Source organism: Novosphingobium sp. AP12, from assembly GCF_000281975.1.
Lineage (GTDB): Bacteria > Pseudomonadota > Alphaproteobacteria > Sphingomonadales > Sphingomonadaceae > Novosphingobium.
On sequence record NZ_AKKE01000037.1, the window covers coordinates 1 to 25,690 of the forward strand.

The following is a 25,690-nucleotide window of genomic DNA, read 5'->3' on the forward strand; positions in this document are numbered from 1 at the left end:
GGCGGGAGCCATGATACCGGCTCGTCGAGGAAGTCGCTGTCCACGCCCGCCTCGCGCCACCAGTCGAGCGCACCTGTGATATCGTCCAGAAATTCAGGATTTGGCCGTTGATCCATCGCGCGGGTCTTGACCTGCCGCGCGGGAGCAATCAAGGCACTTGAGGATTTAATCGCTCGACTAAGCACAAAAAAGAGAATTTGGACGGGGCTTCCATGATTGAACGCGAAGAGATGCCTTACGACGTCGTCGTCGTCGGCGGTGGACCTGCGGGCCTGGCCACGGCGATCCGGCTCAAGCAGGTCGATCCCGAACTCCAGGTCTGCGTGCTCGAAAAGGGCTCGGAGATCGGCGCCCACATCCTCTCGGGCGCGACGATCGATCCCAAGGCGCTCGACGAGCTGCTGCCCACCTGGCGCGAGGACGGCTGCCCGCTGGCGGAAACGCCCGTCACCGACAACTGGCACTGGCACCTGACCAAGAAGGGCAAGATCGGTCTTCCGCACCTGATCCAGCCGCCCTTCATGTCGAACCACGGCAACTACACCGGCTCGCTGGGCAACCTGTGCCGCTGGCTGGCCGAACAGGCCGAAGCGCTCGAGATCGAGATCTTCCCCGGCTTCCCTGCCGCCGAAATTCTCTATGACGACAAGGGCGCCGTTATCGGCGTGCAGACCGGCGACATGGGCGTCGACCGCGAAGGCCACGAGAAGGGTGACTTCCAGCCGGGCATGAACCTGCTCGGCAAGTACACGGTCTTCTGCGAGGGCGCGCGCGGCCACCTGACCAAGCGGCTCAAGGCGAAGTACGACCTCGAAGCGAACTGCCAGCCGCAGATCTACGGCCTCGGCATCAAGGAGCTTTGGGACATCCCGGCGGACAAGCACGTCCCCGGCCGGGTGATCCACACCCAGGGCTGGCCGATGAGCGAGAGCGAAAGCTGGGGCGGCGGCTTCCTCTATCACCAGGCCAACAATCAGGTTGCGCTCGGCTTCGTCACCGCGCTCGATTACAAGAACCCCTACGTCTACCCGTTCGAGGAATTCCAGCGCTGGAAGCAGCATCCGGAAATCCGCGCGATCCTCGAAGGCGGCAAGCGCGTGGCCTACGGCGCGCGCGTCATCAACGAGGGCGGCTGGCAGTCGGTCCCGCAGCTGGCGTTCCCCGGCGGCGTGCTCGCGGGCTGCTCGGCGGGCTTCGTCAACGTGCCGCGCATCAAGGGCACTCACACCGCGATGAAGAGCGGCATGCTTGCCGCCGAATCCATCGCCGCCGCCATCAAGTCGGGCCGTGAGCAGGACACCCTGCAGGACTACGACGACGCCGTGCGCTCCAGCTGGATCGCCAAGGAACTCAAGCTCGTGCAGAACGCCGAGCCGATGGTCGCCAAGTGGGGCACCGAGCTGGGCACCGTCCTCGCCGGCGCCGACATGTGGCTGCGCACGCTGTTCGGCTTCGGCCTCGCCAAGCCGATGAAGCACCACACCGACGCCAGCGAGACGCAGCGCGCGGACCTTTACAAGCCGATCGCCTATCCCAAACCCGACGGCGTCATCAGCTTCGATCGCCTGACCAGCGTGTCCTACTCGTTCACCAATCACGAGGAAGACCAGCCGGTCCACCTGAAGCTCAAGGACCCGGCGATCCCGACCGAGATCAACCTGCCGATCTACGCGGGGCCGGAAGCGCGCTACTGCCCGGCGGGCGTCTACGAGTTCGTCGATGCCGGCGCGGGTCCCAAGCTGCAGATCAACGCGCAGAACTGCGTCCACTGCAAGACCTGCGACATCAAGGACCCCACTCAGAACATCGAATGGGTGACGCCCGAAGGCGGCGGCGGCCCGAACTACCCGAACATGTGATCTTCCAAGGTCATTTGCGAAAAACGAGGGAGCGTCGGGGTTGCCCCGGCGCTCCTGTCGTTTCAGGGAAGGCGCGATGACTTTTTCCGAAACCGCCTACGCCAAGATCAATCTCGCGCTGCACGTCCGTCGCCGCCGCGAGGACGGGTATCACGAACTGGAGACGCTGTTCGCCTTCGTCGATGACGGCGACCGGCTTTCGGCGGCTCCCGCCAGCACCGACAGCCTCGCCACCCACGGCGAGTTTGCGGGGAAAATCGACGATCCCTTCGGCAACATCGTCGCCAAGGCGCTGCTCGCCCTGCCGCACGGGAAGGGCTGGGCGGTCGAACTCGAAAAGCGGCTCCCCGTGGCGGCAGGCCTCGGCGGCGGTTCGGCCGACGCGGGGGCGGTGTTCCGCATGGTCGAGAGCGCGCACGGTCTGCCGGACGGCTGGCAGGCCAAGGCCGCGAAGCTGGGCGCCGACGTTCCTGCCTGCGTGCGTTCGACCACTTGCATCGGCACCGGCACGGGGACCGACCTCGCGGCCATCGAGAGCGACCTGACCGGCACACCCGTCCTGCTCGTCAATCCGCGCGCGGCCGTGCCCACCGGGCCGGTGTTCAAGGCGTGGGACGGCCTCGATCGCGGGCCAATGCCGACCGGGTCGGTCCGCGCTATCGCGCTCGAAGGCCGCAACGATCTCGAAGCCCCCGCCATCGCAATCTGCCCCGTTATCGCGCAGGTTCTGGCCGCCCTGCGCGCAACCGATCCGTTCCTCGCGCGTATGTCGGGATCGGGCGCGACGTGCTTCGCGCTCTATGAAACCGAGGCGCAATTGCACGCGGCGGCGGAAAAGCTGGCGAAAGCTAGGCCCGAGTGGTGGCAAATGACGGGCAAGTTGCGATAACGTCCGGCGCATAGGTCTGGAGGTCAGCTTGGAATCCGATTTTCACCGTCTGCTCGGCACACCGCAGGCCGGCGGCGTGCTCGTCGTCTCGGACCATGCCTCGAACCGGGTGCCGGCCGACATCGATCTCGGCATCGACCCGGCACTGCTCCAGCTTCACATCGCCATCGACATCGGCGTCGCCGGCATCGCCGAGCGCATGGTCGCCCCCGGCACCGCCGCATGGCTGGGCAACGTCAGCCGCCTCGTGTGCGACTACAACCGCAAGCACGACGTCCCCGGCATGATGCCCGAGGTGAGCGACGGCCACGCCATCCCCGGCAATGTGCTGACGCCCGAGCAGCGGCAGGCGCGGGTCGCGCGTTTCTTCGATCCCTACCACGCCGGACTTGCGGCGCTGCTGCGCGATACCCCGCCGGCGCTGATCCTCTCGCTGCACAGCTTCACCCCCGGCCTGGCCACCTGTGACAAGCCGCGTCCGTGGCAGGTCGGCGTGCTCTACAACCAGGACGAACGCGCCTCGCGCATCGCCATCCCGCTGCTCGAGGCGATGGGCCTCGTCGTCGGCGACCAGGAGCCTTATTCGGGCAAGCTCCTCAACGCCTCGATGAACCGCCACGCCGAGCCCAACGGGCTACCCTACATCAGCATCGAAATCCGCCAGGACCTTATCGCCGACGAGGCGGGGCAGGCGGTCTGGGCGGGACGCATGGCCAGCATGTGCGCCGAGGTCTTGCGGCGGATTTGAATTCGATTTCCTCGCGGAGGTACGGATAAGTCCAGGGTATGGGCACGCAGAGCCGCAGAGCCGCAGAGGGGTAGCGCTCGCGGCGAAGCTGGCTTTCTTTCCGAGGTTGCTCATTCCGCAGGGTTGAAGAAGGCCAGAGCCTGCGGCGCATGGCGACCCCTCCGCGTCTCCACGCGACCACATGATCAACGACCAAGCCGCCGCCTTTTCCTGCGAGAAATATAATTACGAAAACTGCCGTTGAATTGAAACCTAATGCCGTGTAGTGGCGGCGCAAATCGCGGGAGATCCACGCCTGCGACCCGGAGTCCCTGACAATGCCCGCCTATCGCTCGCGCACTTCCACTCACGGCCGCAACATGGCGGGCGCGCGCGGCCTGTGGCGCGCCACGGGCATGAAGGACGGCGACTTCGGCAAGCCGATCATCGCGGTGGTTAACTCGTTCACCCAGTTCGTGCCCGGCCACGTCCACCTCAAGGACCTCGGCCAGCTCGTCGCGCGCGAGATCGAGGCGGCGGGCGGTGTCGCCAAGGAATTCAACACCATCGCGGTCGATGACGGCATCGCCATGGGCCACGACGGAATGCTCTACTCGCTGCCCAGCCGCGACCTCATCGCCGACAGCGTGGAATACATGGTCAACGCCCACTGTGCCGATGCCATGGTCTGCATCTCCAACTGCGACAAGATCACGCCGGGCATGCTGATGGCCGCGATGCGCCTCAACATCCCCGCCGTGTTCGTGTCCGGCGGCCCGATGGAGGCCGGCAAGGTCATCCTCAAGGGCAAGGTCCAGGCGCTCGACCTCGTCGACGCGATGGTCGCCGCCGCCGACGAGAGCTACACCGACGAGGAAGTCGCCGCGATCGAGCGTTCGGCCTGCCCGACCTGCGGGTCTTGCTCGGGCATGTTCACCGCCAACTCGATGAACTGCCTGACCGAGGCGCTGGGCCTGTCGCTGCCCGGCAACGGCTCCACCCTGGCCACCCACTCCGACCGCGAGCGCCTGTTCCTCGAAGCGGGCCGCGTCGCCGTGGACATGTGCCACCGCTACTACGAGCAGGAGGACGACAGCGTCCTGCCGCGCAATGTCGCCAGCTTCAAGGCGTTCGAGAACGCCATGAGCCTCGACATCGCCATGGGCGGATCGACCAACACCGTGCTCCACCTGCTCGCCGCCGCCGCCGAAGCGGGCGTGGACTTTACCATGGCCGACATCGACCGCCTGAGCCGCAATGTGCCGTGCCTCTCCAAGGTCGCCCCGGCCAAGTCCGACGTCCACATGGAGGACGTCCACCGCGCCGGCGGCATCTACGCGATCCTCGGCCAGCTCGAACGCGCGGGGCTTCTGCACACCGACCTGCCGACCGTCCACACCAAGACGCTGGGCGAGGCGATCGAGCGCTGGGACATCAGCCGCACCACCGAGCCGTCGGTGGAACAGTTCTACAAGGCCGCCCCCGGCGGCGTGCCGACGCAGACCGCGTTCAGCCAGTCGGCGCGCTGGGAGGAACTCGACCTCGACCGCGAGAACGGCGTCATCCGCTCGAAGGAGCATGCGTTCAGCCAGGACGGCGGCATCGCCGTGCTCTACGGCAACATCGCGCGCGACGGCTGCATCGTGAAGACCGCCGGCGTGGACGAGAGCATCCTCAAGTTCAACGGCACCGCGCGGGTCTATGAAAGCCAGGACGCGGCGGTCGCGGGTATTCTCGGCGGGCAGGTCGGTGCGGGCGACGTCGTCGTCATCCGCTACGAGGGACCGCGCGGCGGGCCGGGCATGCAGGAAATGCTCTACCCGACCAGCTACCTCAAATCGAAGGGCCTGGGCAAAGCCTGCGCGCTGCTGACCGACGGGCGCTTCTCGGGCGGCACCTCGGGCCTTTCCATCGGCCACGCCTCGCCCGAAGCGGCCGAGGGCGGCGAGATCGGCCTCGTCGAGAACGGCGACACCATCGAGATCGACATCCCCGGCCGCACCATCCACCTCGCGGTATCGGACGAAGTGCTGGCCCACCGCCGCTCGCAGCAGGAAGCGCGCGGCGACGATGCCTGGACCCCGGTCCACCCGCGCCCGCGCAAGGTCTCGGCCGCGCTTCAGGCCTACGCGGCGATGACCACCAGCGCTTCCAAGGGCGCCATCCGCGACGTGACGCAGCTCAAGCGCAAGTAGTCGGCCGCCCCGCGAAACGGGGACCGCCAGGAGACAGGGAGGCCGGTCGCGCATGAGGCGTGAACCGGCCTCTTTTCTTTTTCCGGTTCCCACTTTCCCGCGCGTCCCGGCGCCTGTACCAAGCCGGTATGCCAATCAAATTCGCGACTTCCGCCGCGCTCGCGCTTTTCCTCGCAGCCTGTTCGTCGGGTAGCGCGCCGCCGCCCGTGGCGGCCGGTAGCGAGCACATCGAATGCGCGGTGGGCGGTTCGGCGGAACTGAAGCCGGTCTGTTCGGTCGAGCGCGCCGAAGCGGGCGGAAAGCTAACCCTCGTGGTGCGCCACCCGGACGGCGCGTTCCGCCGCTTCGACGTGATGACGGACGGTTCGGGCCTCGCCGTGGCCGACGGGGCGGAGAAGGCCGTGACGCGGCTCGAGGGCGGTAAGCTCGACGTGACGGTGGGCGCGGACCACTACCTGTTCCCGGCGACGGAGAAGGCCGATGCCGGCAAGTGACCAGATCCTCACCGTGGCGCAGATGCGGGGCGCGGAAAGCCGCCTGATCGAGGCCGGCTCCTCCGTCGATGCCCTGATGCAGCTCGCGGGGCGCGGCGCGGCGGAATGGATCTGGCGCATCGCCGGACACCACAGTGTTACAGTGCTCTGCGGCCCCGGCAACAACGGCGGCGACGGCTATGTCGTCGCCGAAGCCATCCGCGAGCGCGGCGGGAACGCGGTGGTCGTCGCCGCCGGCGAACCTGCCACTGACGCTTGCCGCCAAGCCCGCGCGCTGTTCGGCGGCGAGGTGCTCGGCGCCGATGCGCAGGTGTCGGGCGAAGTGCTCGTCGACTGCCTGTTCGGCAGCGGATTGACCCGCCCGCTGACCCCGGCGCACGGCGCGCTGCTCGCCGCGCTGGCCGCCTCCCACAACCGCATCGTGGCGATCGACGTGCCGAGCGGGGTGCAATCGGACTCCGGCATGGTGCTGGGCGATGGGCTTCCCCGTTACGACCTGACGATCGCGCTGGGGGCATGGAAGTTCGCGCACTTCCTGATGCCCGCGACCGCGCATATGGGCGCCTTGCGGCTGGTTCCTATCGGCGTCGATGCCGTTGAAAGCGCGGCGCAGGCGATCACGCGGCCGGGCATCAAGGCGCCGGCGCCGGACTCGCACAAGTACCGGCGCGGGCTGCTGGCGGTGGTCGGCGGCGCGATGCCGGGGGCGGCGATCCTCGCTTCGATCGCAGCGCAGGGCGCGGGGGCTGGCTACGTCAAGATATTTGCCGATTCCAGGCGCAACGCACCCGCCGACCTCGTGGTGGATACCGGCGCACTCGCGGAGGTGCTGACCGATGATCGCAACCGCGCGGTGCTCGTCGGTCCCGGCCTCGGCCGCGACAGCGCCGCGCGCGAGCGTCTGGCCGTGGCGCTGGCGGACCGGGCGGCGGTGGTCGTCGACGCCGACGCGCTGGTGCTGCTCGCGCCGCGCCATCTGGCCGAGCGCACCGCGCCCACCATCGCCACCCCGCACGAGGGCGAACTGGCCGCGCTGGAACGCGCGTTCGACCTCGAAGGCTCGGGCACGCGGCCCGACCGCGCCCTCGCACTTGCCAAGGCGAGCGGCATGGTGGTGGTCGCCAAGGGACCGGACACCGTCGTCGCCGCGCCGGACGGGCGGCTGGCCTGTGCGCCGCGCGCGTCCTCCTGGCTCTCCACGGCAGGCACGGGCGACGTGCTCGCGGGCGTGATCGCAAGCCGCGCCGCCACCGGGCTCGGCGCGTTCGAGGCCGCCTGCGAAGGCGTCTGGCTCCACGGCGCGGCCGAGCGGCTGTGCCCGCCGGGCTTCACCGCCGGGCAACTGGCCGAGCGAGTGCCCGCGGCGCTGGCGGAGTGTCTCCGGGCCGGCTGAACGCCCGTCTGTTCTATTCCGGCCCGTCCTGCTAGGGGCGCGCCATGAACGAATCCGAGGAAATCCTGCGCGTCGCCTCCAAGGGCGACGGCGTGACCGCGACCGGCCGCTTCGCCTGGGGCGCGGCGCCGGGCGACCGGCTCACCATCGACGGCACGCTCGAATGGGGCCCGCACCACGTCCAGCCGCCGTGCCGTCACTTCGGCACCTGCGGCGGCTGCCAGTTGCAGCAGCTCGACGAGGAGAGCCTTGCAGCCTTCGTCGAAGGCCGCGTCGCCAATGCCTCGGCCGCGCAGGACCTGGGCACGGAGGTGCTGGGCGCCCCCTACCTGTCGCCGCCGATGAGCCGCCGCCGCGCCTCGCTGCGCGCCGAGAGTTCGGGCGGGCGCGTGGTCATCGGTTTCCGCGAGGCGAAGTCGCACCGGCTGGTCGAGATCGAGGAATGCCACGTCATCGCGCCCGAGTTCGTCGCGCTGCTCGGCCCCATGCGCAAGCTGCTCATCACCATGGGCAAGGCCGCGCCGGCGAAGAAGGGCGGCCGTCCGGGCAAGTCCGCGAAGCACGCCACGCCGCGCATGGCGGCCGACATCGAGATGACACTGGTGGACCAGGGCGTCGACCTCGGCGTCAAGGGTCTGACCGCCGAGGGCCTTGCCGCGACCGAGGCGATGCTCGCCTTCGCGCAGGAGCACAAGCTCGCGCGCCTGACGATGGACGGCGGCTATGGTTTCGAAACGGTGTGGGAGCCGGTGCCGGTGACGGTCACGCTGGGCGGCGTAAAGGTGCCGTTCCCGCCCGGCTGCTTCCTCCAGGCGACCAAGGACGGCGAGGAGACTCTGGTCGCCGCCGCGCGCGAATGGCTGGCCGGCGCGCCGACCGTGGCCGACCTGTTCTCGGGACTGGGCACCTTCGCCTTCGCGCTCGCGGGGCCGGAGACCAAGGTCTACGCCGCCGAGGCCGCGCGCGACATTCACCAGGCCTGCAAGGCGGGCGCCGACCGCGCTCAGCTGCCGATCTTCAGCGCCCACCGCGACCTGTTCCGCAACCCGCTCCAGCCCGACGAACTGGCGCGCTTCTCCGCCGTATTGCTCGACCCGCCGCGTGCCGGCGCGCGCGAGCAGGTGGAGTGCATAGCGGATTCCACGGTGAGCCGGGTGGTCTATATCAGTTGCAACCCGTCAAGCTGGTCGCGCGACGCGGCGCGGCTGATCGAGGCGGGCTTCCGGCTCGTGGAATTGCGCCCGGTCGGCCAGTTCCGCTGGTCCACGCATGTGGAGCTGGCGAGCTACTTCGTCAGGGGATAGCGCGCGGCGCCATCCCCTTTCGCGCCGGGTCAGACCGTTTCGAGGTCGCGCTCGCGGACCATCAGCCCCTCGGCCATGCGGTCGGCGACGAGCGGCGGGGGCAGGTTCTCGGCGGCGGCGATTTCGAGCAGCTCGCGAGTGCGCGGGCCGATCTCCATGACGCGGCCGCGTACCTGATCGGCGCTTTCGCCGAGGTATTCGGCGGCGACGTTGATGATGCCGCCCGCGTTGACCACGTAGTCCGGCGCATAAGTGATCCCGCGCGCCATCAGCACATCGGCGAGGTGCGGCGCGGCGAGCTGGTTGTTGGCCGCCCCGCAGACGATACCGGCCTTGAGCGCCGCGACGGTCGCTTCATCGAGCGCACCGCCAAGGGCGCAGGGGGCGAAGACTTCGGCGTCCTCGGCGACGATGGCCTCGATGCCCACGATCCGCGCTCCGGTCTGCTCGGCGAGGCGGGCGCAGCGTACCGGGTCGATGTCGGCGATGACGAGGCGGGCGCCTTCCTCCGCCAGCAGGTGGCAAAGCCCGGCGCCGACGTTGCCCACGCCCAGCACCGAAACGGTCACGCCCGCGAGCGAGCTGCCGTGGCGCAGGCGCACGGCCTCCTTCATCGCCTCGAACACGCCGAGCGCGGTCCACGGCGAGGGGTCGCCGCCCGCGAGGCCCGGCAGCGCGGTGCGCCCGGCGACGTGGCGGGTGTGGCGCGCGGCGCATTCCATGTCGGAGACGTCGGTGCCGACGTCCTCGGCGGTGACGTAGCGGCCGTCCAGCTTCTCGACCGCGCGGCCGAAGGCTTCGAACAGGGCGCGGCGATCGAACTCACCGGCGGGGCGGCGCAGCACGGCCTTGCCGCCGCCGAAGGGCAGGCGGGCCATGGCGTTCTTGTAGCTCATGCCCTCGGCGAGGCGGAAGGCGTCGGCCATGGCTTCGCTCGAATCGGCGTAGGACCACAGGCGGCAGCCGCCCGCTGCCGGCCCGCGCGCGGTCGAATGGATCGCGATCACCCCGTCGAGACCGGCGGCTTCGTCGAACAGGCGGACATATTCCATCGGTGGCATCATGCGTCGGGTTCCGGCTACCATGTTTGCGCTCCTGAGTGAGCTTGGGTCAGGACGCCATTATCGCAGCGATGGCGGGGGCAATCTCTCCTCGTTTCGGGCTCTGGAGACGATTTACCGCAAGACGTGTTCTAGATTGGCATGATAAGAGGTTAGAATGACCGATCTTGATCCATTCGAGAGAAAAATTCTCCGCGAGCTTCAGCGCGACGCGAATCAGACGACGGCGCAGATCGCCGAACGCGTGGGCCTGTCCGCATCGCCCTGCTGGCGGCGGATCGACAGGCTGGAGCGCGAGGGTTTCATCCAGCGGCGTGTCGCCATCGTCGACCGGCACAAGGTGGGCCTCAACGCGCATGTCTTCGCGCAGGTGAAGCTGAACGCCCACGGCCGCGCCAACCTCGACGAGTTTGCCGCCAAGATCCGCGAGTTCCCCGAAGTGCTCGATTGCTACGTGCTGCTGGGGTCGGTGGACTTCATGATCCGCGTGGTGGCCGAGGACATCAGCGCTTACGAACGGTTCTTCTTCGAGAAACTGTCGCAGCTGCCCGGCGTGCAGGAAATCACTTCGACCGTGGCGCTGTCCGAGATCAAGGCGACCACTGCGCTGCCCATCTGAGGCCGGTCAATCCGCGTCGGGCTGGCGGGACGGGTGCGCGGCTGCGACCTCGGGGATTGCGCGCATCGCTTCGCCCGCAGCGAGGAGTGCGGGGTAGGGCGTGAGATCGACGCCGAAGCGCTCGGCGGAATAGAGCTGCGGCACGAGGTAGCAGTCGGCGAGGGTCGGCGCTTCGCCATAGGCGAAGCCGTCGCCGTGGCGGGCGACCTGCGGCTCCAGCGCGACGAAACCATCGCCGATCCAACGGGCGATCCACGCGTCGACCTGTGCCTGCGAGGCGCCGAACTCGTTCCGCAGCACCGCCAGTAGACGCAGGTTGTTGAGCGGGTGGACGTCGCAGCCGATCAGCGCCGCCATGGCGCGAACCACCGCGCGGCCCTCGGCGTCCGCGGGAAGGAGCACTGGCGCGGGCCAGCGCTCCTCGATCCATTCGAGGATGGCGGGACTCTGCGTGAGCACCAGCCCGTCCGCCTCCAGCGCAGGAACCAGACCCTGCGGCGCCAGCGCCAGATAGGCAGGATCGCGCTGGCCCCCGATGCGCAGGTCGTGGATTACCTGTGCGTAGTCCACGCCCTTCAGGCCGAGCGCGATCCGCACCCGGTAGGATGCGGTAGAGCGCCAGTAGCCGTGAAGGACGGGCGCGCTCATGCCGCGGGCAGCACGACCGCGCGGCACTCGCCGAAGCCGATCGGCACGAAGCCGTCGGCGCGGGCGACCGCCTTGAGGATGACTTCGTCGCCGTCTTCCAGGAACATGCGCTCCTCGCCATTCGGCAGCGCGACCTTGGTCTTGCCGTTGCCCGATAGCTCCATCAGGCTGCCGAAGCCCTCGGGAGTCGGCGTCGAGATCGTGCCGGTGCCGAGCAGGTCGCCGGGGCTCAGGTTGCAGCCGTTCGAGGCGTGGTGCGTGACGATCTGCTGCACGGTCCAGTACATGTTCGACGCCGGGCCGACCGAAAGGCGGTGCGCCTCCGTCCCGGCCTCGCGCATGCGTGCCGTCGATAGGTGGACTTCCAGCTCGATACCGAGCGCGCCGCCCGCCTGATCGTCCTCGTCCCACAGATAGGGGAGGGGGCTGGGGTCACCCTCGGGGCGCGGCGGCTGGGCGATGCGGAACGGCGCCATGGCCTCGGCCGTGACCACCCAGGGCGAGATCGTCGACTGGAAGCTCTTGGCGAGGAACGGGCCCAGCGGCACGTATTCCCAGGCCTGGAAATCGCGCGCGGACCAGTCGTTGAGCAGGCAGAAACCGGCGATGTGGTCGGCCGCGCGCTCGATTGGCACGGTGTCGCCCAGCGCATTGCCGCGCCCGATCCAGACGCCGAGTTCGAGTTCGTAGTCGAGCCGTGCGGTTGGGCCGACGAGGGGGACCTCCGCCTCGGGGGGCTTGCGTTGCCCGCTCGGCCGCCGGACCGGCACGCCCGAGGGACGCACTGACGAAGCGCGGCCGTGGTAGCCGATCGGCACGTACTTGTAGTTGGGCAGCAGCGGATTGTCGGGGCGCAGCAGCTTGCCGATGTTGGTGGCGTGGTGGATGCCGACGTAGAAGTCGGTGTAGTCGCCGATCGCGGTGGGCAGGTGCATGGCACACTGCGAGGCGGCGTGAAGGTGCGGGCGCAGCGCGGCCTCGCGGACGGCGTCGCACAGCAGCGCGCTCAGCGACTTGCGCAGCGCCAGCCGGTCGGGCGAGGGGAGCGCGAACGGGGCGTTGAGGGTCGTGCCGGCAAGCGCCTCGCGCACTTCGAGCGGCAGGAGGTCGGCGATGGCGGCGAGGTCGAGGATCTCGTCGCCGATGGCAACGCCGATGCGCCGGGTGTCACGGTCGGGCGAGAACACGCCGTAGGGCAGGTTCTGGACGGGGAAATCGGCGTGGCCCATGGCGCTGGCGACCCAGCTTTTGAGCGCGGGATCGTGGGTCTCGTCGATCTGGGGGAAGGTCATGCATCGGGCCCTTTGGCGGAGTTGGCGGGGAGCTGGGCCTTGCGAAAGCCGGTCCAGCAATCGTCGTAGTCGAGTTGGCACAGCGGCGTTTCCTGCGCGAAACGCGTGGTGCGGAAGGGAAAACGGCTTTCGAACATGAAGGCCATGGTGTTCTCGATCCGGTGCGGGGCGAGGGTGGCGCCGACCGCCGCGTCGTAGCTTGCGCGGTCCGGGCCGTGGCCCGACATGCAGTTGTGGAGCGAGGCGCCGCCGGGCGCGAAGCCGCCCGCCTTGGCGTCGTAGGCGCCGTGGATCAGGCCCATGAACTCGCTCATCACGTTGCGGTGGAACCAGGGCGGGCGGAACGTCGCCTCGGCCACCATCCAGCGCGGCGGGAAGATCACGAAGTCGCAGTTGGCGGTGCCCGGCGTATCGCTGGGCGATGTCAGCACGGTGAAGATCGAGGGGTCGGGATGGTCGAAGCTGACGGTGTTCATCGTGTTGAAGCGGCGCAGGTCGTACCGGTACGGCGCGAGATTGCCGTGCCAGGCGACGACGTCGAACGGCGAGTGCGGCAGGGTGGTGGTCCACAGCGTGCCGCAAAACTTCTGGACGATCTCGAAAGGCTCGTCGTCGTCCTCGAAGCGGGCGACCGGCACCTCGAAGTCGCGTGGGTTGGCGAGGCCGTTGGAGCCGATCGGGCCGAGGTCGGGCAGGCGGAAAAGCGCGCCGTAGTTCTCGCAGACATACCCTCGCGCCGCGCCGTCCGGCAGTTCGATACGGAACCGGACGCCGCGCGGGATGACGACGATCTGCTCGGGCTCGGCGGGGAGCACGCCCATCTCGGTCACGACGCGCAAGGCGCCCTGCTGGGGGACGATCAGCAGCTCGCCATCGGCGTTGAACATCGCGCGGCGCTCCATCGAGCGGTTCGCGGCGTAGAGGTGGATGCCGATACCAGCCCCGGCCGAAGGGTCGCCGTTGCCGCAGTAAGTGACGAGCCCGTCGATGAAGTCGGTGGGCTCGGCGGGCAGGGGGAGCGGGTCCCAGCGCAGGCGGTTGGGGGTCGGCGGCGCATCCTCGAAAGGGCCGCTGCGAAGGCGGGTGGGCGCTGCGTAGGGCCGGAACGCGGGGTGGTTTGCGGTCGGGCGCAGGCGGTAGAGCCATGTGCGGTGGTTCTCGGCGCGGGGCGCGGTGAAGGCAGTCGCGGAGAGCTGTTCGGCATAAAGACCGAAAGGCACGTGCTGCGGCGAATTGCGCCCGACCGGGAGCGCGCCCTCAACGGACTCGGTGGCGAAGTGATTGCCGAACCCGGTCATCATGGCCTCGTCGCGCACGAGTGTCTCCCGTATATGGTAACGATTGATACTACATAAGGATTGATGGAGTGGTGTCAAATGTTACTAACGCCCATGACCGAGAGCCGCCTCAGCCTGGACGCCTTCATTCCGTATCGCCTGTCGTTCACCTCGACGCTGGTGAGCGACAGCATCGCCCGCACGTACGGGCGGCTGTTCGGCATCAGCGTGCCCGAGTGGCGGGTGATCGCGTGGGTTGCGCAGGCGGACGGCATCACCCAGCAGGACATCTGCGCACGTACCCGGATGGACAAGATGACCGTGAGCCGCGCCACCGCGAGCCTGACGAAGCGCGGGCTGCTGGAGCGGATGCCCCATGCGGGCGACCGGCGCTCCCACATGCTGGTACTGAGCGGGGAAGGGCGCGCTCTCCACGCCCAGATCGCGCCCAAGGCGCTGGAACTGGAAAGCCGGATATTCTCGCGCTTCGACGAAGGCGAGATCGCCGATTTCGTGCAGATGCTGCGGCGGATCGACGCGGCGGTGCTCGACCTTGGAGAGGACGCCGGCTAGGCGCCCGCGGCCTTGTCCATCATGTCCATGAAGTCACGGGCGGTGTTGCGGTCGGCTTCGTTGTCGAAGGCGACGTCGAGGTCGGGTGCGGCGCCGAACATGAACATCAGCGTCCACAGCGCGAAGCGGCGGCCCTTGTCCTTCTCCATCCCGAAGTCGACGCGCATGCGGTCGATCCCGGTTTCGAGCGTGGTGGGCGCGATCGTCGCGAGATCGTCGGTGCCGAAATAACGGCGCAGCTGGTCGTCGAAATTCATCGGCGCGGCCTAGCAGGTTATGCCCGGCCTGTCAGGCGGGGGTTCAGCCCGTATCCGTGTCCCAGCCGCAGCAGCCGCCGCAGACGGGGTAAGCCACCGCGCCCCAGGCGCTGGCGATGAAGCCGAGGAAGAAGGCGGTCCAGCCGAGGCCCCAGTTCTCCGCCAGCAGCACGTCCGCCAGCGCCGCCAGCGTGATCAGGATGAAAAATGCCTCCACGCCGATGTAGGCGAACTTGAATGGCCTCATCGCGCGGGCGGAAAGTCCGTTGCCCATCGCCTGCTCCCGACTCTCTTCGTGTCGTTATACCGAAATATATCGCACGAAGGCCGGCGGATCCAAGCGGACTTTGCGAGATCAGTCCGTGCTGGACAGGACTTTCGCAAATGCCTCCGCATCGGTGTTTCCGCCCGAGAGCACGATGGCGGTGCGGGTCCCCAGCTCGACCTTGCCGGCAAGCACGGCCGCCAGCGCCGCCGCGCCGCCCGGCTCGACGACGAGGCGCAGCTTCGCGAAAGCGAGGCGCTGGGCGGCGCGCACTTCGGCGGGAGTGACGACGAGGCCGAACGCGCAGCGTGCCTGCAGGATGGCGAAGTTGATCGGCCGGGTCACGGGTGTCTGCAGCGCGTCGCAGGCGGTTGGGGGCGCGTCGGCGGCCACGCGCTCGATCCGTCCGGCGGCGAGGCTGCGGCAGACGTCGTCCCAGCCTTCGGGTTCGACCGGGACGATCCGCGCGTCGGGGCAGGCGAGCGCGAGGCCCGCGGTCAGCCCGCCGCCGCCGCAGGGCGCGACCACGAGGTCGGGCCCGCCGCCGGCCAGCGCCTCCATCTGCGCGGCGATCTCGGTGCCGGTGCTGCCCTGGCCCTCGATGATCCACGGGTCGGCATAGGCATGGACGAGCGTCGCGCCGCGCCGGGCGCATTCGCGCTCCGCCACTTCGTCGCGGTCCTCGCCGCCGGGGCGGTCGTAGAGCACCACTTCGGCGCCGAGCGCACGGGTATTGGCGAGCTTCACGGAGGGGGCATCGATGGGCATGACGATGACGGCGGTGATGCCGAGCCGCCGGGCGGCCCACGCCACGCCCTGCGCATGGTTGCCGCTCGACACGCCGACGACCCCGGCCCCGCGTTCGGTCTCGGTGAGGTCGGTCAGGCGGTGCCAGGCGCCGCGAATCTTGAACGCGCCGACGGGCTGGAGGCACTCGGCCTTGCACCAGATCGTGCGGCCCTCGACCTCGAGCGGGAGGAGGGGCGTGGCGGGCAGGATCTCGGCCACCTTGCGCGCGGCTAGGGCCACGCCGGCGGCGGTCGGGGTGCGGGTCGGTGTCATGGGCGCGCTTTTAGGGCGTGCCAAGCCCGGAGGGAAGATGCCGTTAGACGGCGCTCAGCGCGACAGTCGCACGATCTGGTAATAGCCGAGCGGACCGCGCTGGTGCTCCAATCGCAGGCCGTGTTCGTGGGCCACGCGCGCCGCCGCATTGCCGAGGTCGAGGCGGGGCGAGACGTGGAACTGCGTGAGCCATCCCGTCAGCAAGGCTCGCAAGGGATGCGGCAGGCCCGCGCAGTCGCCGAAGTCCACGACGTGGAGCGAGCCGCCGGGCGCCAGCGTTGCGGCAGCCTGGGCGAGGGCTGCTTCCCAGTCGGGGATCATCGACAGCGCATAGGACAGCATCACGCGCTCGAACCCGTCGCGGCCCAGCAGGCTTTGCGCGTCGAAGCGGGTGGCGTCGCCCAGCGCCAGAGTGCCCGACATGCCGAGGCGCTTGCGTGCACCGCGCAGCATCTCGCCCGAGATGTCGAGGCCGTGGAGCCGAACGCCGCGCCAGTGCTTCGCCACCATCGCCAGGTTGCGCCCGGTGCCGCAGCCGATCTCCAGCACGGACATGCCGGGCCTTGCCTCGAGTTCGCGGATGAGCCGGTCGCGGCCGAACAGGTAGTACTTGCGCGTCAGGTCGTAGATCGGGCGCTGCCAGCGATAGACCCGGTCCATCAGCGCGGCGTGGTCGGATGCGGTCGTCGCCACGGCGCTCAGCCCTTGAACACGTAGAGGTGGACGCCGCCGTAGATCGAGGAGCGGTCGGCGAGGTTGGCCTTGTGTGATTCGGCCTCGCGGTAGTCCCAGCGATCAAGGATGGCGTCGGGCACGCGGCCGGGCAGGAGCGTGGGCTCGGCGGCGGTGCGGAACAGCACGCGGGCGCCGGGGCGAGCGGTGCGGGTGATCTCGGTCCACAGCTCGGTCAACTGCGCATCGGTCATCCAGTCCTGCGCGTCGAGCAGGACGTAGCGGTCGTAGCTGGCGTTCCCGGCGGCGGCGAGGACGTGGGTGAAGTTGGCATGGCGCAGGTCGAGGCGGGCGAGACGCTCGCGCACCTGCGGCAGGTTGGCTTCCTGCAGGTAAGGCGGCAGCGGCGCTTCGACGCCCTTGCCATAGCCGCGCGAGAAGGCCTGCCAGGCGAAGTAGTTGTCGTTGACCGGGAAGTGGCAGGCCAGCTTCTCCAGCCGTCCGCGCAGCACGTCCGCCATGGAGTGCCCGCTGGCGAGCGCGTCGTACTGGGCAGGGGGGATGCCGAGGCCGAACAGCGAAGCGGGGTGGCGGGTGAGCCAGCGGACCAGCGGGCGCTCGAACATCGGGGCGAAGCGCTCGTCGAAGACGCGGCGCTGGTCTTCGAGGGTATCGGCCGCGAGGATTTCGGCGGGGTCGATCTTGTAGATCTTCGCCACCAGATGCGCCGCGCCGATGAAGCCGCCCAGGAGGCCGTGGCGGTAGACGCCGCGCGTGAAGGCGCCGATGCGGCGGCGGCCGACATGGTCGCGGCCTTCCCAGTAGCGCCGCGTCGCGTCGCTCAGGTGCGGGGCGAGCTTCTCGCGGTAGAGCGCCAGGTTCTCGGGCCGGTCGGCCTCGGCGACGAAGCGGCGCAGGTCCGCGTAGTCGAGGTGGCGCACGGCGGCGTGCTTCAGTTCGTTGAGCGCGATGTGGGCGGTGTTGAGGTCGACCACGGTGATGTGCTCGGGGTTCGCGGTCAGGTACGAAAGCGCGTTGCAGCCGCCGCTGGCGATGGTGATGATCCGGCTGTCGGGCTGGATCTGCATCGCGTCCATGTCGGCGACCGGATCCTCCCAGATCTGCGCGTAGACCAGGCCCTTGAAGGCCATCGCGAAGGCCTTGTCGAGCAGGCGGCTCTTGCGGGAGCTGTCCTCACGGACGACGGCACCTTCGATGAGACGGGAGCGGGAAGAGGTCATGGCGCCGGGTTCCTTCGTAGGAGTTGTGGCGCAGATGCCCTCGTCCGGTGACCGGGTGATGACGAGGCGATGGCAGTTTGTGACAGGCGGGCGGCTGGGATAAGTCTGTGTGCGTCCAGGTGCCGGCCATGTGCGTTTAGGTGCGGTTCACGCTCGGCAGTTGAGTTGTCACACAGCGGCCCTATATGGCCCTCTTTCTTTTATGGCCCTCCCGAAGGAGACAATCCGGTGAGCAAGGTTCTGGTGATCGGCGCAGGCGGCGTCGGCTCGGTCGCGGTCCACAAGATGGCGATGAATCCCGACATCTTCTCGGATATCCATCTCGCCAGCCGCACCGTCAGCAAGTGTGAGGCGATCGCCGAATCGGTCAAGGCGCGTACCGGCGTGGCGGTTCGCACCTATGCCATCGACGCCGACGACGTTGCGGCGACCTCGGCGCTGATCCGCGAGATCGGGCCGAAACTCGTCGTCAACCTCGCGCTTCCGTACCAGGACCTCGCGATCATGGACGCCTGCCTGGCGACCGGCACGCACTACATGGATACGGCGAACTACGAGCCCAAGGACGTGGCCAAGTTCGAATACCACTGGCAGTGGGCCTACCAGGAGCGGTTCAAGCAGGCGGGCCTCATGGCGCTGCTGGGTTCGGGCTTCGACCCGGGCGTCACCTCGGTCTTCGCGATGTGGCTCAAGAAGCACAAGCTCAAGACGATCCGCACGCTCGACATCCTCGACTGCAACGGCGGCGACCACGGCCAGGCCTTCGCGACCAACTTCAACCCGGAAATCAACATCCGCGAAGTGACCGCGCCCGCGCGTCACTGGGAGAACGGCCAGTTCGTCGAGACCCCGGCGATGGCCAAGAAAGTCAGCTTCGACTTCGAGGCCGTCGGCCCCAAGAACATGTACATGATGTACCACGAGGAGCTGGAAAGCCTCGCGAAGTTCGTCCCCGAGATGGAGCGCGCGCGCTTCTGGATGACCTTCGGCGACGCCTATATCCAGCACCTGACCGTGCTGCAGAACGTGGGCATGACCCGCATCGACCCGGTGATCTACAACGGCGTCGAGATCGTGCCGCTGCAGTTCCTGAAAGCCGTGCTGCCCGAGCCCGCCTCGCTCGGCCCCACGACCAAGGGCAAGACCAACATCGGCGATATCGCGACCGGCGAAGCGCTCGACGGGTCGGGTGAAAAGACGTTCTACATCAAGAACATCTGCGACCACGAGGACGCCTACGAGGAAACCGGCAACCAGGCCGTCAGCTATACCACGGGCGTTCCGGCGATGATCGGCGCGGCCATGGTGCTGACCGGCGCATGGTCCGGCGAGGGCGTGTTCAACATCGAGCAGTTCGATCCCGATCCCTTCATGGACATGCTGAACCAGCACGGCCTGCCGTGGACCGTGGAAGAACTCGCCGAGCCGCTGCCGTTCTGATGCGGGTGCTTCGGAAGATCGCCATGACGGCGCTGGGCGCACTCGCGCTCGGCGCCTGCACCCCGCAGGCCGCTGCACCCGAAACGGCGCCCGCGGCAGAGGGCGGCCAGTCCTTCTCGCGCGACATGAGCGCAGCGGACAAGGCAGCCTGCACTTCAGGCGGGGGCACCGTGCAGCGGCGCGGGCGGATGCAGGCGGAAAGCTGCGTCCACGCCTTCGCGGATGCGGGCAAGCAGTGCTCGGACAGCGCGCAGTGCCAGGGCAAGTGCGTCGGCAGCGCAGGTGACACCGCCTCCACCGCCGCCGTCACGGGCCAGTGCCAGGCCGACGACCGCCTGTTCGGCTGCTATGCCGAGGTCAAGGGCGGCAAGGCCGTGAACGCGATCTGCGTGGACTGATGCGCGCGTGAACTGGTCCTTCGTCGCCCCGGTGGCGTTGCTGGCGGGTTCGAACCTGTTCATGAACACCGCCTGGTATCTCCACCTCAAGGTGCCCGGAAAGGCGCTCTGGGTGGCGGTGGCGATGAGCTGGGGTATCGCCTTCTTCGAATACTGCCTCGCCGTTCCCGCCAACAGGATCGGCTCGCAGGTCTACTCGCTCGGCCAGCTCAAGGTCATGCAGGAGGCGTTCTCGCTGCTCGGCTTCGTGCTGGTGGCGTGGGCGCTGTTCGGGCAGAAGCCGGGATGGAACGAGCTCGTCGGCTTCTGCCTGGTCGGGGCAGGGGCATGGTTCATCTTCAAGGGCCCGCTGGGCTGAATAGGACCGAGTACATGGAAACCAGAGCCGGCGACCCGGGCGCCTTCGCCAAGTTCGACCTCGCGCGGGTCGACAGCCCCGCCTTCGTGGTCGATGCCGCCCGCCTGCGCGAAAACTTGCGCGTGCTGGCCGACATCGGCGAGCGTTCCAGCGCCAAGGTCCTCTCGGCGCTGAAGGCGTTCTCGATGTGGTCGACTGCGCCGATCGTGGGCGAATACCTCGACGGCGTCTGCACCTCGGGCCTGTGGGAAGCGCGCCTCGCCTCGGAGTTCTACGACGGCGAGATCGCGACCTACTGCGCGGCCTACAAGGAGGAGGACATGGACGAGATCCTGCGCCTCTCCGACCATGTGATCTTCAACTCGCCCGCGCAGATCGAGCGCTTCTGGCCCTTCATCGAACTCGCCCGCGCGCGCGGCGAGATCTTCCACATCGGCCTGCGCATCAACCCGCTCCATCCCGAGGGCGAAGTGGCCAAGTACGATCCGTCCGCGCCGCACTCGCGCCTCGGCTTCCCGATCGACCAGCTGACCGAAGAGCACGTCGGCATGATCGACGGCGTCCACTTCCACAACCTGTGCGAGCAGGATTTCGAGCCGCTGCAGCGCACCTGGGACAAGGTGTTCGACTACCTCGAGCCCTATTTCGGCCAGCTCAAGTGGATCAATCTCGGCGGCGGGCACCACATCACCCGCGCCGACTACCAGCGCGACGAACTGGTCGAATTCCTTTCCGACATGGCCGAGGACACCGGCGCGCAGATCTACATCGAGCCGGGCGAGGCGGTGGCGCTGGACGCCGGCATCCTCGTCGGCACTGTGCTCGACGTGGGCTGGAACGGCATGCCCGTCGCCGTGGTGGACATATCCGCAACGTGCCACATGCCCGACGTGATCGAGGCACCCTACCGCCCCGCGATGCTGGGCGAACTGCCGGTCGAGGACGTCGATCTGGTGGAGCAAGGCCAGGACGGCGCTATTCGCCTGGGCGGCCCTTCGTGCCTCGCGGGCGACGTCATCGGCGACTACCGGTTCCCCGAAGCGGTCGAGCCCGGCCGCCGCTTTGCCTTCCTTGATCAGGGCCACTATTCCATGGTCAAGACGACGACGTTCAACGGCGTGCCGCTGCCCTCGATCTGGTTGTGGGATTCCGAATCAGACGCGCTCGAGTGCATCCGCAAGTTCGACTACGAGGACTTCCGTAGCCGCCTGAGCTGACCGGGGGGCGGCTTTCTCCACCCGCCGCGCCGCAGGCCCGACCAGTCCCGGATTCGCGAATCGCCGGGAGCAGGGAAGAGCATCCGCTCGTTGCAATCCCCGACGACCGTTCGCCGGACTACCCCTGTGAGGCGTCATCCCGCTGTCACGGAGAGAGCATATGCAAGCTACTGGTTTATTTTAGAAAAAATCCGGATTTTGCAACGGCGTTTTCGCGCCCGGTCCCCTGTATGACGTTTTTGTGAAAGGGGGCTATTTTTTCTTGCGAATCGCCAAAGCGACCCTATATCCGGCCCCTCGCTGCCCCATGGGGACTTCCAAACCGCAAGGCAGCCCTTGTCATTAACATCGGTGGTAACACACCGTTTGGGGGTCCCTTGAATTGCACATTTACCCTGACGCATCGGTTGTAGCTGGTACCCTTTCGCCGGACGAACCCGTGATTATCAACCGTCCGCACGCTGCTGCGCGGGCGGCCCGTTTCTTCGCCACGAAGTTTCCGGGCAAGTCGCTCTATGCGGTAAAGGCGAATCCCTCGCCGGATCTCATCCAGATCCTCTGGGACAACGGCATCACGCACTACGACGTCGCCTCGATCACCGAGGTGCGCATGGTGCGCAGCGTCCTGCCGCAGGCGACCCTGTGCTTCATGCACCCGGTCAAGACGGCCAGCGCGATCCGCGAAGCCTATTTCCAGCACGGCGTGCGCACTTTCAGCCTCGATACGCTGGAAGAAGTCGAGAAGATCGTCGAAGCGACCGCCGACGCCGAGGGCAACCGAGCCACCGACCTGCGCCTCTGCGTGCGCCTGCGCGTCTCGTCGGAATACTCGGAACTCAGCCTCGCCTCGAAGTTCGGCATCGACCTTGCCGACGCTGGTGAACTGCTCCAGGCGACCCGCCAGGTCGCCGACTGGCTGGGCGTGTGCTTCCACGTCGGTTCGCAGGCGATGACGCCCTTCGCCTACGTCCAAGCGCTCGAGCGCGCGCGTGCCGCGATCGCCGACGCGGGCGTCGTCATCGACATGATCGACGTGGGCGGGGGCTTCCCCTCGTTCTACCCGGGCATGGAGCCACCGCCGCTCGAGGACTACTTCGCGATCATCCACCGCCACTTCGAGGCGCTGCCGATCGCCTACAACGCCGAACTGTGGTGCGAACCCGGCCGCGCGCTGTCGGCCGAGTACAACTCGCTGATCGTCAAGGTCGAGAAGCGCCGCGGCGACGAACTCTACATCAATGACGGTGCCTACGGCGCCCTCTACGATGCCGCGCACGTCGCCTGGCGCTTCCCGGTCAAGGCCATCCCGCGCGAGGGTGAGCGTTCGTCGGACCTGAAGGAGTTCTCCTTCTACGGCCCGACCTGCGACGACGCGGACTTCATGGAAGGGCCCTTCATGCTCCCCGCCGACATCAAGGCGGGCGACTGGATCGAAGTCGGCATGCTGGGCGCCTACGGTGCAGCCATGCGCACCGCCTTCAACGGCTTCGGCGGCGGCGAAGTCGTGATGGCGCAGGACGAACCGATGGCGAGCCTCTACACCGGCCGCAAGGACCCGCGCGTCTCGGACAACGTCGTCTCGCTGCGCTGATACGAGCGATACAAGACATTGAATGGCCCTCGGAACTCCGGTTCCGGGGGCCTTTTCGTTTGAAGGCGCATTGGGGTGATCTTAACCCCTGCATGGCTAGGCAGACGCGACGGGCAGTTTGAGGAAAAGGGCTCCGATGATCTCGACCATGCGGCTGCGATGGCTGATGCTGGCGATGGTGATGCTCGCCTTCGTGCCGGTGGCGCTGGCACCGGTTCCCGGTTTCGTCGACATGCCTTCGCACATGGCGCGCCATCACGTGCTGGCGAACATCGGGCACGTTCCGGCCCTGGCCCGTTATTTCGCCGTGCATTGGCAATGGATAGGCAATCTGGGCGCGGACCTGCCCTCCGTGCTCCTGACGCCGCTGTTGGGCAGCGAGCGGGCGACGGTGCTGGTCGCCGCGCTGCTGGCGCCGCTCATGGTGGCGGGGATGTTCGCCCTGTCGTACGCCGCACACGGCCGGGTGAGCGCCAGCGCCTTCGTCGCCCTGCCTTTCGCGATGCACCAGGCCTGGATGTGGGGCTTCCTCAACTACTGCATGGGCACTGCGCTGGCGCTGCTGGTCGCTGCATGGATCTACGCCCGTAGGCGCGAGAAGGCGTGGCAGCAGTTGCTCCTCGTCGTACTCGCCCTGACGGTGTGGACGGCGCACATGGCGAGCTGGGCGATCCTGCTGATCCTCGCGGCGGGCAACGAACTGGGCGTGCTCAAGGGCTGGCGTGGTCTTTGGCCAGCGATCCGCCGCAATCTGGTTCTGCTCGCGCCGATAGTTCCCCTGCTCGCCTGGCGTTCCGGGGCGCAGGACGCCGCCGGCGGATTTCACTACGTCGATTTCCTCGACACCAAGCTTGTCATCTTCGCGAGCACTCTGCGCGGCACCGACAAGGCTGTCGATCTGGCGCTCTTGGCGGCAGTCATCGCGGCCAGTGCGCTTACGCTCCTCTGGGCGGGCGGGCGGCACATCGAACCGAGGCTGCGGATCAGCGGGATGCTGTTGGTCGCCGCTGCGATCGCGGCGCCCACGACCATCCTCAACGCCTGGGGAACCGACGTCCGCACCGCCCCGATCGCGTTGCTGGTGCTGGTGTTGGCTATCACGCCCCCGGCGCGGCCGGAGCGCGAGCGGATCATAGTGGCGCTGGGCGCGGCGCTGTTCCTGGCGCGTGTGGGTACGGTCACATATGACTGGGTAAAACGCGGGCGTGTGCTGGAGCAGCGACTTACCATGCTCGGCGCCGTTCCCACAGGTAGCCACGTCGGCTTCCTGTGGAACTCTGCCGCCTGCGAGTTCACCTGGAAGCTGATACCGGACGACAAGCTGGGCAGTTACGCGCTCGTGCGGCGCGACGCCTACGTCAACACGCTCTTCATGGTCGACAATGCCAAGCTCATGACGATCCGCGATACGGTGCTGGCGACGCGGTGGAGCGGGGGGACGCAGGACGTGCCGCCGCTCTGCCCGCAGAACCGTCCCGACCGCGCTCTCCTTGAAGCCAAGGTAGCCGGCATGCGCGCGGACGGGTTCGACGCGGTGTGGATTTCCGGCATCGCGCCGGCCGATCTGCCGCCGCTGCCCGGCTTCGCGGTGGCGAAGCGGGCAGGGGGCGACACTTTACTGCTCAGGCGCGGACGAACAGGTCCTTGTAAAGCAGGGGCTGGCTGCGCAGGAACTGCGGCGCCACCTTGACCTGCGCCCCGAGCGCGGCGGCGGCGTGCCACGGCCAGCGCGGATCGTAGAGCACGGTGCGGGCGAGCGCGACGATGTCCGCCTCACCGGTGGCGATGATCGCCTCGGCCTGCTCCGGCTCGGTGATGAGGCCGACGGTGACGACCGGGATCGACACCTCCTCCTTCACGCGGCGGGCGAGCGGGACCTGGTAGTTGGGGCCGACCGGGATCTTCTGGTCGATCGACAAGCCGCCCGACGAGACGTGGATCGCCGCGGCGCCGCGTGCTTCGAGCGCCTTCGAGAAGGCAACCGTCTGCCCGACGTCCCAGCCGCCTTCGGCCCAGTCCGTGCCCGAGAGGCGTACCGTCACGGGCTTTTCGGCGGGGAAGGCCGCGCGCACGGCGTCGAAAACCTCGAGCGGGAAGCGCATGCGGTTCTCCAGCGAACCGCCGTATTCGTCGGTGCGGTGGTTGGAGAGGGGCGAGAGGAACTGGTGGATCAGGTAGCCGTGGGCAGCGTGGATCTGGATGGCGTCGATACCCAGGCGCGCCGAGCGGCGAGCAGCCTCGGCGAAGGCGTCGCGGATGCGGGCTAGGCCGTCCTTGTCGAGCGCGGCGGGAGGATTCTCGCGAGCGTCGAAAGGCAGGTCGGAGGCAGAGAAGGTTTGCCAGCCGTTAGGTGCGTCCGGCGCGATCTGGGCACCGCCGTCCCAGGGCTTTGCGGTGCTGGCCTTGCGCCCGGCGTGGGCGAGCTGGATGGCGATCGGCATGTCGGACCAGCGACGCACCGACTCCAGCACCTTGGCCATGGCCTGCTCGGTCTCGTCGTCCCACAGGCCGACGTCGGCGTAGGAGATACGGCCCTCGGGCGTCACGGCTGTGGCCTCGATCGTCAGGAGCGCGGCCCCGGACTGCGCGAGCTGGCCGAGATGCATGGCATGCCAGTCGGTCATGCGGCCATCCTCGGCGGAATACTGGCACATCGGCGCGATGACGATGCGGTTGGACAGCGTGAGATCGCCGACGGAAATGGGCTCGAAGAGCTTGGCCATGGATATTCCTCAGGTGCTTGCGGCTGCGGGGGGAGTGATCCTGCGCAGGCGCGGATCGTTGCAACGAGCGTGCACTTGGGAACGCAGGGCGCCGGAAAAAAGGGTCACGGGCCCAGATGGAGCGCTCTGTCCGAT

25 protein-coding genes are annotated in these 25,690 nt (G+C 68.1%); 15 read left to right on the forward strand and 10 right to left on the reverse strand.

Features of this window, described 5'->3' with window-relative positions:
• Positions 1–212: 212 nt before the first annotated feature.
• The 7 genes from PMI02_RS07190 (at position 213) to PMI02_RS07220 (ending at position 8,861) form a co-directional block, all read left to right on the forward strand.
• Positions 213–1,859 (forward strand): electron transfer flavoprotein-ubiquinone oxidoreductase, encoded by a 1,647-nt coding sequence (locus PMI02_RS07190; protein WP_007680856.1) that lies wholly within the window; start codon positions 213–215, stop codon positions 1,857–1,859.
• Positions 1,860–1,935: 76 nt separating this feature from the next.
• Positions 1,936–2,748 (forward strand): 4-(cytidine 5'-diphospho)-2-C-methyl-D-erythritol kinase, encoded by an 813-nt coding sequence (locus PMI02_RS07195; RefSeq protein WP_007680858.1) that lies wholly within the window; start codon positions 1,936–1,938, stop codon positions 2,746–2,748.
• A 28-nt stretch (positions 2,749–2,776) separates the two neighbouring features.
• Complete coding sequence (locus PMI02_RS07200; RefSeq protein WP_007680861.1) at positions 2,777–3,496, forward strand: N-formylglutamate amidohydrolase; 720 nt, start codon at positions 2,777–2,779, stop codon at positions 3,494–3,496.
• Positions 3,497–3,813: 317 nt separating this feature from the next.
• Complete coding sequence (ilvD, locus tag PMI02_RS07205; RefSeq protein ID WP_007680863.1) at positions 3,814–5,670, forward strand: dihydroxy-acid dehydratase; 1,857 nt, start codon at positions 3,814–3,816, stop codon at positions 5,668–5,670.
• 128 nt (positions 5,671–5,798) lie between these two features.
• Positions 5,799–6,164 carry a hypothetical protein gene (locus PMI02_RS07210; protein WP_007680866.1) on the forward strand — a complete coding sequence of 122 codons (366 nt, stop codon included), beginning with the start codon at positions 5,799–5,801 and terminating at the stop codon, positions 6,162–6,164.
• On the forward strand, positions 6,151–7,557 hold the full coding sequence (locus PMI02_RS07215; RefSeq protein WP_007680869.1) for an NAD(P)H-hydrate epimerase: 1,407 nt from the start codon (positions 6,151–6,153) through the stop codon (positions 7,555–7,557). The genes PMI02_RS07210 and PMI02_RS07215 overlap by 14 nt, the downstream gene beginning before the upstream one ends.
• Positions 7,558–7,601: 44 nt before the next feature.
• The gene (locus PMI02_RS07220) at positions 7,602–8,861 is read left to right on the forward strand and encodes a class I SAM-dependent RNA methyltransferase (protein ID WP_007680872.1); all 1,260 of its coding nucleotides are present in this window, start codon (positions 7,602–7,604) and stop codon (positions 8,859–8,861) included.
• Positions 8,862–8,890: 29 nt separating this feature from the next.
• Here the strand turns inward: PMI02_RS07220 and PMI02_RS07225 are convergent, their stop codons facing one another.
• Positions 8,891–9,946: a Glu/Leu/Phe/Val dehydrogenase dimerization domain-containing protein gene (locus tag PMI02_RS07225; RefSeq protein ID WP_007680875.1), complete on the reverse strand. Its 1,056-nt coding sequence runs from the start codon at positions 9,944–9,946 to the stop codon at positions 8,891–8,893.
• Positions 9,947–10,079: 133 nt separating this feature from the next.
• Here PMI02_RS07225 and PMI02_RS07230 point away from each other — a divergent pair, with 133 nt between their 5' ends.
• Positions 10,080–10,541, forward strand: a complete 462-nt coding sequence (locus tag PMI02_RS07230; RefSeq protein ID WP_007680877.1) for an Lrp/AsnC family transcriptional regulator — start codon at positions 10,080–10,082, stop codon at positions 10,539–10,541.
• A 6-nt stretch (positions 10,542–10,547) separates the two neighbouring features.
• Here PMI02_RS07230 and maiA read toward each other — a convergent pair whose 3' ends face one another.
• Genes maiA through hmgA form a run of 3 tightly spaced genes read right to left on the reverse strand, consistent with a single transcriptional unit; the run spans position 10,548 to position 13,779 of the window.
• Complete coding sequence (gene maiA / locus PMI02_RS07235; protein WP_007680880.1) at positions 10,548–11,189, reverse strand: maleylacetoacetate isomerase; 642 nt, start codon at positions 11,187–11,189, stop codon at positions 10,548–10,550.
• Positions 11,186–12,481 (reverse strand): fumarylacetoacetase, encoded by a 1,296-nt coding sequence (gene fahA / locus PMI02_RS07240; RefSeq protein WP_007680882.1) that lies wholly within the window; start codon positions 12,479–12,481, stop codon positions 11,186–11,188. Before fahA ends, maiA begins: the two co-directional genes overlap by 4 nt.
• Complete coding sequence (gene hmgA, locus PMI02_RS07245; RefSeq protein WP_036502787.1) at positions 12,478–13,779, reverse strand: homogentisate 1,2-dioxygenase; 1,302 nt, start codon at positions 13,777–13,779, stop codon at positions 12,478–12,480. Before hmgA ends, fahA begins: the two co-directional genes overlap by 4 nt.
• Before the next feature lie 78 nt (positions 13,780–13,857).
• Between hmgA and PMI02_RS07250 the strand changes: the two genes are divergently transcribed.
• Positions 13,858–14,331 carry a MarR family winged helix-turn-helix transcriptional regulator gene (locus PMI02_RS07250; RefSeq protein ID WP_007680893.1) on the forward strand — a complete coding sequence of 158 codons (474 nt, stop codon included), beginning with the start codon at positions 13,858–13,860 and terminating at the stop codon, positions 14,329–14,331.
• Here the strand turns inward: PMI02_RS07250 and PMI02_RS07255 are convergent.
• From PMI02_RS07255 to PMI02_RS07275, 5 genes are all read right to left on the reverse strand, one after another.
• Positions 14,328–14,588, reverse strand: a complete 261-nt coding sequence (locus PMI02_RS07255) for a hypothetical protein (RefSeq protein ID WP_007680895.1) — start codon at positions 14,586–14,588, stop codon at positions 14,328–14,330. The genes PMI02_RS07250 and PMI02_RS07255 overlap by 4 nt on opposite strands.
• 43 nt (positions 14,589–14,631) lie before the next feature.
• Positions 14,632–14,862: a hypothetical protein gene (locus tag PMI02_RS07260; protein WP_007680898.1), complete on the reverse strand. Its 231-nt coding sequence runs from the start codon at positions 14,860–14,862 to the stop codon at positions 14,632–14,634.
• 81 nt (positions 14,863–14,943) lie between these two features.
• Entirely contained in the window at positions 14,944–15,915 is a 972-nt protein-coding gene (locus tag PMI02_RS07265; RefSeq protein WP_007680916.1) for a threonine/serine dehydratase, read from the reverse strand.
• Between the two features lie 54 nt (positions 15,916–15,969).
• Positions 15,970–16,608, reverse strand: coding sequence for a class I SAM-dependent methyltransferase (locus PMI02_RS07270; RefSeq protein WP_007680919.1), 639 nt, complete (start codon positions 16,606–16,608; stop codon positions 15,970–15,972).
• A 5-nt stretch (positions 16,609–16,613) separates the two neighbouring features.
• Positions 16,614–17,828, reverse strand: a complete 1,215-nt coding sequence (locus tag PMI02_RS07275) for a DUF3419 family protein (protein ID WP_007680921.1) — start codon at positions 17,826–17,828, stop codon at positions 16,614–16,616.
• Positions 17,829–18,056: 228 nt separating this feature from the next.
• On the opposite strand from PMI02_RS07275, the gene PMI02_RS07280 reads away from it, so the two are divergent.
• The 6 genes from PMI02_RS07280 to PMI02_RS07305 all read left to right on the forward strand — a co-directional run bounded on the left by PMI02_RS07280 (position 18,057) and on the right by PMI02_RS07305 (position 24,522).
• Complete coding sequence (locus PMI02_RS07280; protein ID WP_007680925.1) at positions 18,057–19,268, forward strand: saccharopine dehydrogenase family protein; 1,212 nt, start codon at positions 18,057–18,059, stop codon at positions 19,266–19,268.
• Entirely contained in the window at positions 19,268–19,666 is a 399-nt protein-coding gene (locus tag PMI02_RS07285; protein ID WP_007680927.1) for a hypothetical protein, read from the forward strand. Before PMI02_RS07280 ends, PMI02_RS07285 begins: the two co-directional genes overlap by 1 nt.
• 7 nt (positions 19,667–19,673) lie before the next feature.
• Complete coding sequence (locus tag PMI02_RS07290; RefSeq protein ID WP_007680929.1) at positions 19,674–20,024, forward strand: DMT family protein; 351 nt, start codon at positions 19,674–19,676, stop codon at positions 20,022–20,024.
• A gap of 14 nt (positions 20,025–20,038) precedes the next feature.
• Positions 20,039–21,241, forward strand: coding sequence for a carboxynorspermidine decarboxylase (locus PMI02_RS07295; protein ID WP_007680931.1), 1,203 nt, complete (start codon positions 20,039–20,041; stop codon positions 21,239–21,241).
• Positions 21,242–21,623: 382 nt separating this feature from the next.
• Positions 21,624–22,832 (forward strand): type III PLP-dependent enzyme, encoded by a 1,209-nt coding sequence (locus PMI02_RS07300; protein ID WP_036502777.1) that lies wholly within the window; start codon positions 21,624–21,626, stop codon positions 22,830–22,832.
• A gap of 136 nt (positions 22,833–22,968) precedes the next feature.
• Entirely contained in the window at positions 22,969–24,522 is a 1,554-nt protein-coding gene (locus tag PMI02_RS07305) for a hypothetical protein (RefSeq protein ID WP_007680936.1), read from the forward strand.
• On the opposite strand, the gene PMI02_RS07310 is transcribed toward PMI02_RS07305, so the two are convergent.
• On the reverse strand, positions 24,455–25,555 hold the full coding sequence (locus tag PMI02_RS07310; RefSeq protein ID WP_007680939.1) for an NADH:flavin oxidoreductase/NADH oxidase: 1,101 nt from the start codon (positions 25,553–25,555) through the stop codon (positions 24,455–24,457). The two genes, PMI02_RS07305 and PMI02_RS07310, sit on opposite strands and share 68 nt — an antisense overlap.
• Positions 25,556–25,690 lie beyond the last annotated feature (135 nt).

What these genes read in the sequence shown, in the direction of transcription:
- PMI02_RS07265 (WP_007680916.1), bottom strand. Translation starts at nt 15,915, where the DNA reads ATGACACCGACCCGCACCCCGACCGCCGCCGGCGTGGCCCTAGCCGCG.
- PMI02_RS07190 (WP_007680856.1), top strand. Translation starts at nt 213, where the DNA reads ATGATTGAACGCGAAGAGATGCCTTACGACGTCGTCGTCGTCGGCGGT.
- PMI02_RS07260 (WP_007680898.1), bottom strand. Translation starts at nt 14,862, where the DNA reads ATGGGCAACGGACTTTCCGCCCGCGCGATGAGGCCATTCAAGTTCGCC.
- ilvD (WP_007680863.1), top strand. Translation starts at nt 3,814, where the DNA reads ATGCCCGCCTATCGCTCGCGCACTTCCACTCACGGCCGCAACATGGCG.
- PMI02_RS07220 (WP_007680872.1), top strand. Translation starts at nt 7,602, where the DNA reads ATGAACGAATCCGAGGAAATCCTGCGCGTCGCCTCCAAGGGCGACGGC.
- PMI02_RS07275 (WP_007680921.1), bottom strand. Translation starts at nt 17,828, where the DNA reads ATGACCTCTTCCCGCTCCCGTCTCATCGAAGGTGCCGTCGTCCGTGAG.
- PMI02_RS07310 (WP_007680939.1), bottom strand. Translation starts at nt 25,555, where the DNA reads ATGGCCAAGCTCTTCGAGCCCATTTCCGTCGGCGATCTCACGCTGTCC.
- maiA (WP_007680880.1), bottom strand. Translation starts at nt 11,189, where the DNA reads ATGAGCGCGCCCGTCCTTCACGGCTACTGGCGCTCTACCGCATCCTAC.
- PMI02_RS07225 (WP_007680875.1), bottom strand. Translation starts at nt 9,946, where the DNA reads ATGGTAGCCGGAACCCGACGCATGATGCCACCGATGGAATATGTCCGC.
- hmgA (WP_036502787.1), bottom strand. Translation starts at nt 13,779, where the DNA reads ATGACCGGGTTCGGCAATCACTTCGCCACCGAGTCCGTTGAGGGCGCG.
- PMI02_RS07295 (WP_007680931.1), top strand. Translation starts at nt 20,039, where the DNA reads ATGGAAACCAGAGCCGGCGACCCGGGCGCCTTCGCCAAGTTCGACCTC.
- fahA (WP_007680882.1), bottom strand. Translation starts at nt 12,481, where the DNA reads ATGACCTTCCCCCAGATCGACGAGACCCACGATCCCGCGCTCAAAAGC.
- PMI02_RS07210 (WP_007680866.1), top strand. Translation starts at nt 5,799, where the DNA reads ATGCCAATCAAATTCGCGACTTCCGCCGCGCTCGCGCTTTTCCTCGCA.
- PMI02_RS07285 (WP_007680927.1), top strand. Translation starts at nt 19,268, where the DNA reads ATGCGGGTGCTTCGGAAGATCGCCATGACGGCGCTGGGCGCACTCGCG.
- PMI02_RS07255 (WP_007680895.1), bottom strand. Translation starts at nt 14,588, where the DNA reads ATGAATTTCGACGACCAGCTGCGCCGTTATTTCGGCACCGACGATCTC.
- PMI02_RS07230 (WP_007680877.1), top strand. Translation starts at nt 10,080, where the DNA reads ATGACCGATCTTGATCCATTCGAGAGAAAAATTCTCCGCGAGCTTCAG.
- PMI02_RS07305 (WP_007680936.1), top strand. Translation starts at nt 22,969, where the DNA reads ATGATCTCGACCATGCGGCTGCGATGGCTGATGCTGGCGATGGTGATG.
- PMI02_RS07250 (WP_007680893.1), top strand. Translation starts at nt 13,858, where the DNA reads ATGTTACTAACGCCCATGACCGAGAGCCGCCTCAGCCTGGACGCCTTC.
- PMI02_RS07215 (WP_007680869.1), top strand. Translation starts at nt 6,151, where the DNA reads ATGCCGGCAAGTGACCAGATCCTCACCGTGGCGCAGATGCGGGGCGCG.
- PMI02_RS07195 (WP_007680858.1), top strand. Translation starts at nt 1,936, where the DNA reads ATGACTTTTTCCGAAACCGCCTACGCCAAGATCAATCTCGCGCTGCAC.